This window comes from Streptomyces sp. NPDC057302, assembly GCF_042667685.1.
GTDB lineage: Bacteria > Actinomycetota > Actinomycetes > Streptomycetales > Streptomycetaceae > Streptomyces.
The window spans coordinates 16,548-28,888 of record NZ_JBHUZJ010000056.1 but is presented as its reverse complement, the minus strand read 5'-3'; the positions used below and the strand labels follow the sequence as shown (position 1 = coordinate 28,888).

Sequence of the window (12,341 nt, the reverse complement as noted above, 5' to 3'; positions counted from 1 at the left end):
GAGCGCGCGGAGAGCCGTCAGCCCTCGGAGTTGACCATGGACGCCGCCGCGTACGTCAGGTAGTTCCACAGCGTCCGCTCGTGCTCCTCGGAGAGCTTCAGCTCCTCGACGGCGGCCCGCATGTGTTTGAGCCACGCGTCGTGCGCGGCCCTGTCGACGGTGAACGGGGCGTGGCGCATGCGCAGCCTGGGGTGGCCGCGGTTGTCGCTGTACGTGCGGGGGCCGCCCCAGTACTGCATCAGGAACAGCGCGAGGCGCTCCTCGGCCGGGCCCAGATCCTCCTCCGGGTACATCGGCCGCAGCAGCGGGTCCTCCGCGATCCCCTGGTAGAAGAAGTGCACCAGGCGCCTGAAGGTCTCCTCGCCGCCGACCTGTTCGTAGAAGGTCTGCTCCTGAAGCGTGCCGCGCGGGATCTCTTTCACACCGTCCATGGTCTCAGACGGGGCGGCCGAGGACGGAAGACTTAGGACTGATCGCCTCCGCATCGCGGCTGATCCCCTCCGTATCGGGACCGATCTCCTCCGGATCGATGCGTCCTGCCGCTCGCATCGCGGGCCATACCGCAGCACAGTGGCTCTATGGGACCCACAGTCGACCCACTTCTGGCCGCGGCGGCCGGATCCGCCCTGGTGCGGGAGATCGAGGCGAGCGGCGCCTGGACGCGGGACCCCGGGCTGCGAGCGGCGTTCGAACAGGTCCCGCGCCACCTCTTCGTGCCGTACTACTACGTCACCTCGTCCGGCGGCGGCCACGAGCGGCTGTGGGGCGAGGACCCCGACCCCGCACGCCGGGAGCGCTGGCTGCGCGGCGCCTACGCGGACGTCCCGCTCGCCACCCGCGTACGCGACGGAGAGCTGCTCTCCTCCAGCAGCCAGCCCTCCCTGATGGCGAAGATGCTGGCGGAGCTGGATCTGCGCGACGGCGACCGCGACGTCCTGGAGATCGGCGCGGGCACCGGCTACAACGCGGCCCTGCTCGCCCACCGGCTCGGCGAGGAGCACGTGACCACCGTCGATCTGGACCCGGAGATCACCGAGACCGCGCGGCGGCATCTCACGGCCGCCGGCTACCGCCCGGCCGTCGTCACCGGCGACGGCACCGCGGGGTGCCCCGAGCGCGCCCCGTACGACCGGATCATCGCGACCTGCACCCTGCCTTCGGTGCCGCGCCCCTGGCTGGCCCAGTGCCGACCGGGCGCCCGCATCCTGGCCCCGCTGGCCACCGGCCTGATCGCCCTGACCGTGCGGGACGCCGAGCACGCCGAAGGCCGCTTCCTGCACACGCCCGCGTACTTCGTGCCGCTGCGGGGCGGCAGCACGAGGGCCCCGCACGAGCAGCACCTCGGGGGGCTGCCGCGCAGGGCCCTGCGACACGAACTCTTCCGTTTTCTGCTCGAACTGACGGCCGGGAGCCTCGATCCCCACGAGGCCCTCGCCCTGTGGCAGCGCGAGGACCGGCCGGTGCGCGAGCGGTTCGGGGTCACCGTCCGCGGGCCGCACGAGTGGGCCTGGCTCGACGACCCCGAAGGGCCGTACGCCTGGCCACTGGCCTGAACCCGCGTCGAGCGATCCTCAGCTGTGCCGGATCGTGATCGTCGTCCAGGCGCCCACGTGCACCCGGTCGCCGTCCTGGAGCGGCACGGGGACGAACGGCTGGATGGGCTCCTCGCCGTTGTTGACCGTCGTGCCGTTGGTCGAGTTCTGGTCCACGACCGCCCAGCTGCCGTCCGGCTGCTGGACCAGGACCGCGTGCTGGTGCGATACGCCCGGGTCCTCCGGCGGCACCGAAAGATCGATGTCCGGGGTGTCTCCGGTGGAGTGGCGGCGGCGGCCGATGGTGATCTGGTTGCCGGCCAGCGGGCGCTGCTGCTCGGGCGAGTACGCCGGCAGGTTCAGGCCCGACGCCTCGGGGCCGCTGCGGTGCATCATCGCCATGAAGTACTCACGGTCGGGACCGATCGTCGCCGACCAGGTGACCGTGCCGGTGCTGGGACCGGGCACCGCCTGATAGCCCGGAGGGCCCTGCGGCGCCTGCGTCTGCTGCGGCGGCTGAGGGCTCGGCTGGCGGACCCACTCGCCCTGCTCGGGAGCCTGCGGGGCGCCGGGAGCCGGAGCGGACTGCGAGGGCGGCGGGAGCATCCAGTCGTCGTCGCCACCGAAGGACGGACCGCCGGGGCCCGGCTGCTGCGGCTGCGGGGGCGGCGGGGTCCCCGTCTCCTGCGGGAACGCGGGCGGCGCCGGCGGACCCTGCTGCTGGAACGCCTGCGGGGGCCTGCCCGACTGGTCGCCGCCGTAGGGCGGCGGGGGCGCGTCACCGCTGTAGGGCGGGGGCACCTGGCCGGACGGGTTGCCGTTGCCGAACGGCGGGATCGGCTCCGCGGGCCGGTTCATCTGCGAGGGCCGCGAGCCCTGGTAGCCGAACGGGTCCTGGCCGGGCTGGGTGCCGGGGGACTGCTGGCCGTGCGGCTGCTGGCCGTGGGGCTGCTGGAACTGCTGCGCCGGGTTCGGCGCGGGCGGGTGCGGGGCGGCCGGGGTGTACGAGGTCGCCGTGTTCGTCAGGAAGTTCCAGCGGCACTCCTCGCAGAACGGCGCGCCCCCCTCGCGGGGCGTGCGGCACTGCGGGCAGAGCTCGGGCTCGGCGGCCTGGTCCGGCACGGACGACAGGTGCGGTCGGCCGGGGGCCTGCTGCGGGTACCCGTATCCGGCAGGCTGGCCGGGGCCGGGCTGCGGGTATCCGGGGTCCTGGCCGGGGCCCGGCGGCGGATAGCCGTAACCGGGAGCGGCCGGGGGCGGCGGGGGCGGCGGTACGGCACCGGCCATGCGGTGACCGCAGACCTCGCACCAGTCGTCGGAACCCGACTGGTGTCCGTTCGGGCAGGTCGGCATGTCGGCGCTTCCCCCTCTCCTTCTCCGGCCCGAGGGCCGTACGTGCTGCTTGTGGGGCTACTGATGAGTACGGATGGTGCTACTTCTTCACGCGCACGGTCTTCGTGGACCGGGTCTCGAGAGTCATCTCGTCGGCCTCGGCGACCCGCGCCTTCAATCGAACAGTACCTGCCACGGCGTCGACCACGTCGACCACCTTCGAAAGCAGCTTGGCGGTGTCCTCGTTGCCCGACGCGCTGGCGAGCTGAACGGCACGGCCCAGTTTGGCCGTCGCTCCGTCCATATCGCCCGACTTGCGTGCGTCGAGGCCTTGCTGGATCACCTGGGCCAGCTCCGCCTGGCCCGTGTAGTGCGCCACCTGCGGGTTGATCGACGTAGAAGCGGCCATGTCGTCCGTCCACACGGCCCGCACCAGGCCCTGCGAGAGCGTCTGGGCGCTGCCGTCCGGCTGCGGAACGATCAGTGAGACGCGGGCCGCGAGCATCTCCTGGCCGAGCTCCGCGTTCGGCACCTCCACACAGATGTGGTAATCCCGGGACTCGTCGCCCCAGGACCCGGTGGGGTAGTCGCCGGCGCGCGGTCCCGCCTCCGTGCGGCGGCCGGTCAACTCCTCGACGGTGGGCGCCACTTGCTTGACGAACTTGATCTCCGCGCCCATCGGTGTCCACACCCGCAGGCTGACGTCGGCGACCTCCTTGCCCATCGCCGCCTCCATCATCTGCGTGAAGTCGGCGGACAGGCCCGCGGGGTCGGCGACGATGTCGGCGGTGCCGAGGAGGGCGGACGCGATGCCGGTGACCTCCTTGACCTCCCAGTCGGTGCCCACACCGCGGGCGTCGCAGGTGAAGCGGCCCGCGCAGGCGTCGAGGGCGGCCTGGAGGTCCTCGGGTGACTCGTGTTCGTTGCGGCCGTCCGTCAGCACGATTCCGTGCCGTATCGAGACGTCCGCCGAGGAGAGCAGCCGGTCGGCGAGGCGCAGCCAGGTGCCGATCGCCGTGCCGCCGCCCGCGCTGAGCTTGCGCAGGGCCTGCTTGGCCTGCTCACGGGTCTGCGCGTCCGCGACCGCCAGGCGGCCGTTGCCCGGATAGACCTCCTTGGCGACATGGGTGCCGCCGATCACCGCGAAGTGGACTCCGTCACGTACGGCGTCGATCGCGGCGGCGGTGGCATCACGGGCGCCGCGCATCTTCGTCGGCGGGTAGTCCATCGATCCGGAGCAGTCGACCATGATCGCCACGGCCGCGTCCGGGGTCTGCCCCGCCGAGTAGAGGTGCGGGGCGCTCACCGCGGCTCCCACCGTGCCACCGCCGGTCGAGGTGACCGTGGCGATCGCGTTGACCTCGCGGGCGCCTTCCGCCATGTACTCGTTCTGATAGACGTCGACCGAGAACTGCGGCACGTTCGACTTCGAGAAATTGGCCATGGATCCCTGTTCCCCCTATACGTTCCCACCGGCTTCCCCAAGCCGGTGGGTGACAAGTGCGCGTGGCCGGCCCCCCGTCGCGGGGAGCCTTCACTAGGCGGATCCTGCCCCTTGCGGCACGACACGGAACGGCAGAATCGCCACTGTTACGTTGTCGTGGCCCCCGCCGTCCAGCGCGTGGCCGACCAGGACCTGGGCGCTGTGCAGCGGGCGCACGGCGGAATCGACGGGCACGGCCCGCGCCATGTCCTCCACCGCTTCCGCGTAGTTCCAGAGTCCGTCCGTGCACACGACCACTACACCCGCACGGTCCGGCTTGAAGGAAGCGGTGTGCGGCTCCAGTTCGTACGCGTCCGCGCCGAGCCAGCCCGTGATGGCGTGCGCGCGCTCGTCGGCGTACGCCTCCGCCTCGTTCATCAGACCCGCCGCCACCATCTGCGCGGCCCACGAGTCGTCCTCGGTGAGCCGGACGGTCGGGCCGCTGCGGTCGTCGGGAACCCAGTAGGCACGGCTGTCGCCGACCCAGCCGACGACCAGGAGGCCACCGGCGATGATCGAGCCGACGAGCGTGCACGCGGGCGCGTTCTGGTGCGGGGAGTGCTCCCTGGCCCCGGTGGGCTCGGCGGCCAGGGCGTTGACGGCGTCGGCCGCCGAGAGGATCGCGTCGTGCATGGCCTGCTGCGGGTGCGTGCCGCGCGGCAGGGCGTCCAGGAGCGACTCGTTGGCCGCGCGGGACGCGGCGAGCGAGGCCTCGTCGGGGCGGGTCGCGGACGAGACACCGTCGCAGACGATCGCGACGACGGCGGGGGATCCGTCCGGCAGCGCCGCCGCCGAGATGGCGAACGCGTCCTCGTTGCGGTGGTGGCGCAGACCCCGGTCGCTGACCGCGGCGACCGCGTCGAGCTCCTGCTCCATGTGGTCGCGCTCGCGCGGCTGGGCGTGCCCGCAGTTCTCGCAGTAGCCGTCCGGGTCGACACGGCCCGAACGGCACGCCACGCAGAGCTTGGTGCCCGCGGGCGGCGTGGGATCGGCGAGGACCGCCCGGGGGTCGGCGGGCTCGGGCTCCTGGGCGCCGGGCGCGGGCAGGGGGTACTCGTCGGGCTCGGGGGGCTCGGCGGGCGACGCGAAGGGCGCGTCGGTGCGCACGGCCCGCGCCTCTCCCGCGTTCGGGGAGAGCTCGCCGCCCGACGACTCCGTGACCGGCAGGTCGGTGGGCAGGTGCGCGGGAACCGGCATGTCGGAGCTGTCCGCGTCCGGGGCGATGGGCCACTGCGACGACGCGTCGGGCGGTGGCGCCGACGGCGGCACGGACGGTGGAGCGGACGGGGAGCCGTTCATCGCGACGGTGGGGCGGTCGTCCGACCCGGCCGGCAGTGCCGACAGGTCGTACCCGCACGCGCCGCAGAACAGGTCACCCGATTCCAGCGGCTCTTCGCAGCCGGGGCACGTGGAACCCGCCCCGGCAGTCTGCTGGTGCATCTGCGACATCTTCACACCCACGTCCGAGGGCGGAAACGGTTGGCCCGTTCCACCAGTTCGATCCTTTCCTCGCCACCCTGTGCGAGCCGGGCAAGCGTTCGGTACGAGCGCTCCAGGCCGAACCTGAGGCCGCGCTCGTCCAGGTCGCTGCCGAGCAGCACGGTCCGCGAGCCGCCCACCGGTGCAGCGGGTGCTGCCGGCGGGGCGGTGGCGTGACCAGAGTGCCTACCGGAGAGTACCCAGTCCAACGCGGTGCCGAGGACCTCGGTGGAGAGTCGCTCGCGGCGCACGGCGTCCAGGCCGAAGCCCGCGAGGGCGTCCACCTGGCCCGCCGCTGCCGTCAGCTCGTCCAGGAAGTCGGGCAAGGAACCGCCGGGCGACGGCGCGGTGTCCGACGTCATACGGTGGCGCAGCCGCGCCCGCACCGCGGCCACGCGGGCCGCCGTGTAGTGGATCGAGGCCTCGGGCACCGACTCCAGGGTGCGCACGGCGCCGCGCCGGTCGTCCGACGCGAGCTGTACGCGGGCCAGGCCGAACGCCGCGCTGACATAGCTCGGGTCGGTGGCCCACACGAGGCGGTAGTACTCGGCCGCGTTGTCCAGCTGCTCCAGGACCTCCGCGCAGACGCCCAGGGCCAGCTTGGGCGCGGGTTCGCCGGGGAACGCGTCGTACACGGCGTCGAAGGACAGCGCCGCGTTCTCGTGGTCGCCGGTCGCCAGTGCGGCCACCCCGCGGTACCAGACCACCCGCCAGTCGTCCGGATGCTGTATCTCAAGCTCGGTCAACGCCTGGGCCGCGGCGTCCAGTTCACCCATGGCAAGGCGGGCCCGCAGCCCGCGCAGGCGCAGCTCCACGGAGTCGGCGGGCGCGGCCCGCAACGCGGTGATCAGCTCGGCGGGAGCGGAGGCCATGAGCCCCGCGAGGAACCCGGCGTTCGGGTCGTTCGGGTCGACGCGCGGTACCGGCAGGGCCAGTGCCGTGCCGGGGGCGTCGAGCGAGCGGACGATCCGGGCGGGCGGGGCGGCCGGGGGTACCGGCGGGGGCGCGATCGCGGGGGTGCCGTTCGGCTGGCCCGGGACCTGGCCCGGGACCTGGACCTGGCCCTGACTCTGGTGCTGTCCCTGCCCGTTGCCCGCCGCCAGTTCGGGTCGGCCCTTGCGGCGGCCCGTGGGCAGCACCCGTACGCCGAACTGCGATACGTCACCGGTCAGTTCGGCGAACAGCTCGGTGTCCGTGACCTTCACCTCGGGCCCGAACAGCGTGGAGAGCGCGGGGCGTGGCCGTCCCGTCTGGAGGGCCACGACCTCCCGCAGGACGCCCGTGAGCTGCTCCGCCATCTCCTGCGCCGAGGCGAACCTGCGGGCCGGGTCGGGGTCGGTGGCGCGCACGAGGAGGCGGTAGAACGACTCGTACGTGCGAAAGACCTCGATGTTGTCCGGGTCCGGCAGGGAGTCCACGAAGATGTTCGTGTAGCCCTGGAAGTCGAAGGTCAGCACGGCCAGGGTGCGCGCTACCGTGTACAGGTCGGAGGCCACCGACGGGCCGAGCTCGGCGACTTCGGGGCCTTGGTAGCCGACCGTTCCGTAGATCGCCGACTCGTCGTCGTCCATGCGGCGGACCGCGCCCATGTCGATCAGCTTGAGCTGGTCCTCGGTCTGGATCGCGTTGTCGACCTTGAAGTCGCAGTACAGGAGATTGCGGCTGTGCAGATGGCCGAGGGCCTCCAGGGCCTCGATGCCGAACGCGCAGGCCTGCTCCACGGGCAGCGGGTCGCGCTTGCCCTGCGGTGTGCGGCGCTCGTTGGCGATCTCCTTGAGCGACTTGCCGCCCACGTACTCCATGACGATGTAGCCGTCCATGGAGCCCGTGCGCTGGTCGAGGTGCTCGACGAAGTTGTAGATGCGCACGATGTTGCTGTGCTCGATCTCGGCGAGGAAGCGGCGCTCGGAGATCGCGGCGGCCATCGCGTCCTGGTCGCCCGTGTCGAGCAGGCCCTTGAGGACCACCCAGCGGTCGGAGACCGCGCGGTCGACGGCGAGATAGACCCAGCCCAGCCCGCCGTGCGCCAGACAGCCCATGACCTCGTACTGACCGTGCACGATGTCGCCGGTGTCCAGCTTCGGCACGAACGAGTACGGATGGCCGCACTTGGTGCAGAACCCCTCCGTGCGCCCCGGCCGCTCACCGCGCGCACGGCCCACCGGCGCCCCGCAGTCCGAGCGCGAGCAGAAACGCTTCCGCTCGGGAACCTCGGGGTTCTCCTGCACCGCCTTGCGCGGATCGGGGCGCGGCACCTCGGGCACCTGCACCAGGCCGATGCCCAGCCTGCTGCGGGCCGACGAGGCGGCGCCGGAGCCGGAGCTGCGCACCGAGACCGAGCGGGACGTCGAACTGCCGGACAGCGAGCGCGAGAGCCGCCCCGACACCGAACGGCGCGAGGACTGCGACCTCGACGAGCGCGACGAGCGCGAGGAGGCGCGCGAACTGGACCGGGAGCTGCTGCTCGACCCCTTGCCGCCGCCGGTGATGCCGGTCGGAGGCGAGGACACCATGCCGGTCGGCGAGACGACCGGGGCCAGGCCGCAGGTGTCGCAGTACAGCTCGCCGCCGCCCACGTCCTCGTACGACCCTGTGCATCCGGGTCGCTGACACTTCCGCTGCTCACTCATGCTTCCCCCCTCCGGTCGGTGGGACCGCCCTGTTGCGGCACCCTCGGTGCAAGGACTTCGGCGGCAGCCTGCTGGAAGCGCAGCACCGCCTGTTCGGCGACGCGCAGATCGCAGGGCGCGCTCCACAGCATCCGGCGCGCCGCGTCGTACCGCTCGACCAGGAGCGGGTCCTCCGCGTGGCCGAGCCTGGCGACCTTCGCCTTGTACGCGTCAAGACGGCCGCGCAGCTCCGCGCGTATCGCCAGCGGCTGGGTGACGGCCGTCAACGACTCGCGGGCGCGCATCAGTTCGTCCTCGGCCTTCTCCTCCAGGGACTCCAGGAGCGGGGAGAGGCGGTGCCACTGGGCGTGCCTTCGGTAGTCGGACGCCATGGCCAGCTGCTCCTGCAGCGCGGTCGACGGGCCGCTGACGGCGGGCACCTCGGACGCCGCGATCTTGGCGAGGACCTCGCCGCGCGCGGAGCGTGCCTCGGCCAGGGTGCGGTCCGCGCGCGAGAGCACGTCACGCAGCCTGCCGAGCCGCAGCTCCGCGTCCTGCCGGACGGTGAGCACCGCGTCGATCTCCCGGCGTACGTCCTCCAGGGCGCGCGCCTCACGGTCGTACCGATCGGTGTGCGGACGGCCGCCGCCCGGGGCCGAACTGCCCTTCGCGGGCTGCCAGAAGGCCAGCGGGTCGGAGATCACCTGCTCGCGCAGGAGCGTCAGCTCCGCCGTGATGCGCTCCAGGTCGTCGCCCGCCGGATGCTCGCCGGGACGCACTCCCACGGAGTGCGCGAGCTGACGGGTGCGGTGCAGCTCGGCGGCCAGGAGGTCTATCCGGGCGGGCAGCGCGGACCAGACCGCGTCGGCGGCGACGACCATGTCGAGCGAGTGCGCGTACAGGTCGTTCATCCGGGCGACGAGTTCGATGAGGGTGAAGCGTTCGGTGAGCTTGGCGGGTCCGGTGATCGAGGCCGACGGCGCGGGGGCGGCGCCGCCGGCGACGGTGACGCTCTCACCGCGCAGCAGCTCGGTCAGCTCCACCAGGTCGTCCCTGTTGGGCCAGCGTCTGCGTGCCCTCGTCTCGTGCGCCGTGCGCAAGGCGGCGGCGTACGCGTCGAAGTACGCCCAGAGGAGGGTGATCTGCTGTTCGGTGGCCAGCCAGCGCTCCTGTGTGGTGCCGGTGAGTCCGGCACCTTCGAGGAGTCTGCGGCCCGCGTGATCCTGAAGGGCGAGGAGTGAGGTCTCGATCGCCTCGTGCTCGGCGTCGAGCCGCGCCAGCGCACGGTCCACCTCGTCCCGGTCCATCACAGGACCAGGGGGTCCCGCGACGCTCATCGATCACCTCTCCGCTCTGCGTTGCTGTGCACGTCCGGCTCAGTCGCTGTACTTCGGTGCGGGCGGTCCCGCCGATTCGCCGAGGCCCGGCTTCAGCCACTTGTCGTACGACTTCTGCCAGCCGCTCTTGCGATAGTCCTCCAGGACCTGGTTGACCCGCCGCACCAGGTCGTCCGCGCCCTTCTCCGGCTTCTTCATCGCCACGCCGTAGTACTCGGTGTTGAGCGGTGCGTCGCCCTTGAGTTCGATCGTCGGGTCCTGCGCCGCCTGGCTCGCGGCGAGCGCGCTGTCGGTCACGACGGCGTCCACCTCACCGAGCTGGAGCCTTACCAGGCAGTCGAGTTGGTTGGGGACCGTAGTACCGATGTCGGCATCGAGGCCCTTCTTCTTGAGCTCGCCCAGCTTGGCGAGTGCCGTGGAACCCTTCGCGGAGCAGACCTTCTTGCCGTCCAGTGTGTCGTCGAATCCGGTGATGTCCGACGACTTGGGGGCGAGGACCTGCTGGCCGGTCTTGAAGTAGGCGGTGGAGAAGGAGACGTCCTTCTCGCGCTCGCAGGTGATCGTCATGGTCCGCACGACCATGTCGACCTGGCCGGTCTGTATCGCCTTGACGCGCTGGTTGGTGGGGATGGCGCGGAATAGCACGGCGTCGCGGTCGCCGAGGATCTCCTCGGCGATCTTGTGCGCCAGGTCGATGTCGAAGCCTTCGAGGGTCGCCGTTTCCTTGTTCGGGTCGCGGTAACCCCAGCGGTAGCTGTTCTGGTCGACGCCGACGATGAGCTTCTTGACCTTGCGGGCGCGGATGGCCTCTATCGTCGGGCCGTCCTTGTCGGCGGGCGACAGGCTCGCCTCCGGGCTCTCGCACTCCTCGGCGCGCGCGGGAGCGGCCGCGGCGGACCCCTGCGTGACCTGGCCCGCCCCCTCGTCGGACTTGTCGGCGCCGCCGGCCTGCGGCAGCACCAGGACGAGGGAGCCGGTGAGCGTGCAGGCCACCGCCATGGCGGCAGCTCCGCCCCAGCCGCGCAGCCTCGCCGTTCCTCGCGTACGCATCGTCCGCTCGCCCCCTCTCACCTGTACTCCGACAGCCTGCGGCCGACGCCGAGCACGGCGCCCGCGGCGGCGAGCACCGCGAGCAGGGCGGCACCCTCCGGGAGGCCGCTCATGGCCCCCTTGCCGTCCTTGGCCGCCTGCTCGAACTCGCCCCGCTCATGCGTGAGGGCTACTTCGAGTGCGTCGTCGACATTGTCGAAGCACTCGCCGGTGGGCTCGTCGCTCTTGTCGCCGACGACCTTGGCCAGCGCGCCCTTGTAGTCACCCGCGTCGTCGCTGTCCCGCGCGGTCTTGTGGCGGTCCTTCCAGACCCCCACGTTCTTCGCGGCAGCCTTCACGGGGTTCTTGCCCGACGCGTCGTCGGCGATGGCCGCGGCCTTGCCGAGCAGTCCGCTGTCGGCGCTGCCGAGCTGCTTCATCTGCGCTTGGTAGTCGACGTCGAACTTGTCCTTGATTTCCTTCTTGGCGCCGACCTCGACGGTCTCGGCGCCGCGGCTGACCAGGGTCAGGTTCTCGTTGCTGCGGGCCTTGAGCGAGCTGATGCGGGCGTCGTTCAGGACGTTCAGGGACTGCACGCCGTGGTCGTACGAGTCGTTGAGCCCGGAGCGCGCGAGGGTGTGCCCCGCGATGAGCCAGAGCAGGACGACCGTGGCCGCGGCGGTCGCGGCGACCAGGCCGTGGTTCAACACGCGGTTCGTCCTGCGGTAGTTGCGGCGCTGGGCCCAGAACAGGGCGCCGAGCGCGAGCAGTCCGAGGGCGATGGCGAACCAGGGGTAGGGCTTCGCGTCTTCGTAGTCCGCGTTCAGCCGCTGCTTCTCCGCGGTGTAGAGCTTCTCGGCGGCCGGGAGCATCTGGGTCTGCATCTTGTCGTTCGCGTACCGCAGATAGGCGCCGCCGAGCGGCAGGCCCTGGCGGTTGCTCGCGCGGGCGCGCTCGATCAGGCCGGTGTACTCCGGGAGCAGCTTGTTCAGCTTGCTCACCGATTCGGCGGCCGACGAGCCCGAGCCCGCGTTCGACGCGGCGTTCGCCAGCTTCTCGGAGGCGCGGTCGATGTCGTCCTTGTACCGCTTGCGCACGTCGGCGGGTTCCTGACCGCCGGCCAGGAAGCCGCTCGATGCGGCCGTGTTGGCGTCCGCGAGGGAGCGGTAGATGGCCGCCGCGTCGTCGCTCAGCGGCTGGCTGCGGTTCAGGACGCTGCTCGCCGCGTCCGAGCGGTCGGTCATCTGCCAGGTGGTCACCGCGCCGAACGCGACGACGAGCAGCGCGAGGAGGGCGCCGATGATGCGCAGCTTGCCCGGTTCCGTCGTCGCCGCGGCGCGCAGCCGGTCCCGGCCCTCGATCCACGCGGGGCGGCGGGGCGGCGCGGCGGCCTGCGGGCTCTGTGCGGGTGCTGCGGAGCCCGGCCCCGCCTGAGGCGGGACGGTGGGCATCGTCGGCGCTGCCTGTCCCGGCGGCGCGGCGCTGCCGTTCGGCGGGTATGTCACCTCGACCTCGACCTCCCCCTTGGTCATCGGACGTT

The 12,341-nt window shown here is 72.1% G+C and carries 9 protein-coding genes; 1 reads left to right on the top strand and 8 read right to left on the bottom strand.

The window, feature by feature from the left end; genetic code table 11:
- Window positions 1-17 precede the first annotated feature (17 nt).
- On the bottom strand, window positions 18-431 hold the full coding sequence (locus ACFUPX_RS30495) for a globin (protein ID WP_383329784.1): 414 nt from the start codon (window positions 429-431) through the stop codon (window positions 18-20).
- Between the two features lie 147 nt (window positions 432-578).
- On the opposite strand from ACFUPX_RS30495, the gene ACFUPX_RS30490 reads away from it, so the two are divergent.
- The gene (locus ACFUPX_RS30490; RefSeq protein WP_383329781.1) at window positions 579-1,553 is read left to right on the top strand and encodes a methyltransferase domain-containing protein; all 975 of its coding nucleotides are present in this window, start codon (window positions 579-581) and stop codon (window positions 1,551-1,553) included.
- Between the two features lie 18 nt (window positions 1,554-1,571).
- Here ACFUPX_RS30490 and ACFUPX_RS30485 read toward each other — a convergent pair whose 3' ends face one another.
- The 7 genes from ACFUPX_RS30485 to ACFUPX_RS30455 all read right to left on the bottom strand — a co-directional run bounded on the left by ACFUPX_RS30485 (window position 1,572) and on the right by ACFUPX_RS30455 (window position 12,333).
- Window positions 1,572-2,885 (bottom strand): FHA domain-containing protein, encoded by a 1,314-nt coding sequence (locus ACFUPX_RS30485; protein WP_383329778.1) that lies wholly within the window; start codon window positions 2,883-2,885, stop codon window positions 1,572-1,574.
- 79 nt (window positions 2,886-2,964) lie between these two features.
- Complete coding sequence (locus ACFUPX_RS30480) at window positions 2,965-4,308, bottom strand: VWA domain-containing protein (RefSeq protein ID WP_383329775.1); 1,344 nt, start codon at window positions 4,306-4,308, stop codon at window positions 2,965-2,967.
- Window positions 4,309-4,401: 93 nt separating this feature from the next.
- Complete coding sequence (locus ACFUPX_RS30475; RefSeq protein ID WP_383329772.1) at window positions 4,402-5,796, bottom strand: protein phosphatase 2C domain-containing protein; 1,395 nt, start codon at window positions 5,794-5,796, stop codon at window positions 4,402-4,404.
- A 2-nt stretch (window positions 5,797-5,798) separates the two neighbouring features.
- The gene (locus ACFUPX_RS30470; protein WP_383329768.1) at window positions 5,799-8,456 is read right to left on the bottom strand and encodes a tetratricopeptide repeat protein; all 2,658 of its coding nucleotides are present in this window, start codon (window positions 8,454-8,456) and stop codon (window positions 5,799-5,801) included.
- Window positions 8,453-9,772: a hypothetical protein gene (locus tag ACFUPX_RS30465; RefSeq protein ID WP_383329765.1), complete on the bottom strand. Its 1,320-nt coding sequence runs from the start codon at window positions 9,770-9,772 to the stop codon at window positions 8,453-8,455. The genes ACFUPX_RS30470 and ACFUPX_RS30465 overlap by 4 nt, the downstream gene beginning before the upstream one ends.
- A gap of 39 nt (window positions 9,773-9,811) precedes the next feature.
- Complete coding sequence (locus tag ACFUPX_RS30460; RefSeq protein ID WP_383329762.1) at window positions 9,812-10,822, bottom strand: glutamate ABC transporter substrate-binding protein; 1,011 nt, start codon at window positions 10,820-10,822, stop codon at window positions 9,812-9,814.
- Between the two features lie 17 nt (window positions 10,823-10,839).
- Window positions 10,840-12,333 carry a hypothetical protein gene (locus ACFUPX_RS30455; RefSeq protein WP_383329759.1) on the bottom strand — a complete coding sequence of 498 codons (1,494 nt, stop codon included), beginning with the start codon at window positions 12,331-12,333 and terminating at the stop codon, window positions 10,840-10,842.
- Window positions 12,334-12,341 lie beyond the last annotated feature (8 nt).

What these genes read in the sequence shown, in the direction of transcription:
- ACFUPX_RS30495 (WP_383329784.1), bottom strand. Translation starts at nt 431, where the DNA reads ATGGACGGTGTGAAAGAGATCCCGCGCGGCACGCTTCAGGAGCAGACC.
- ACFUPX_RS30490 (WP_383329781.1), top strand. Translation starts at nt 579, where the DNA reads ATGGGACCCACAGTCGACCCACTTCTGGCCGCGGCGGCCGGATCCGCC.
- ACFUPX_RS30485 (WP_383329778.1), bottom strand. Translation starts at nt 2,885, where the DNA reads ATGCCGACCTGCCCGAACGGACACCAGTCGGGTTCCGACGACTGGTGC.
- ACFUPX_RS30480 (WP_383329775.1), bottom strand. Translation starts at nt 4,308, where the DNA reads ATGGCCAATTTCTCGAAGTCGAACGTGCCGCAGTTCTCGGTCGACGTC.
- ACFUPX_RS30475 (WP_383329772.1), bottom strand. Translation starts at nt 5,796, where the DNA reads ATGTCGCAGATGCACCAGCAGACTGCCGGGGCGGGTTCCACGTGCCCC.
- ACFUPX_RS30470 (WP_383329768.1), bottom strand. Translation starts at nt 8,456, where the DNA reads ATGAGTGAGCAGCGGAAGTGTCAGCGACCCGGATGCACAGGGTCGTAC.
- ACFUPX_RS30465 (WP_383329765.1), bottom strand. Translation starts at nt 9,772, where the DNA reads ATGAGCGTCGCGGGACCCCCTGGTCCTGTGATGGACCGGGACGAGGTG.
- ACFUPX_RS30460 (WP_383329762.1), bottom strand. Translation starts at nt 10,822, where the DNA reads ATGCGTACGCGAGGAACGGCGAGGCTGCGCGGCTGGGGCGGAGCTGCC.
- ACFUPX_RS30455 (WP_383329759.1), bottom strand. Translation starts at nt 12,333, where the DNA reads ATGACCAAGGGGGAGGTCGAGGTCGAGGTGACATACCCGCCGAACGGC.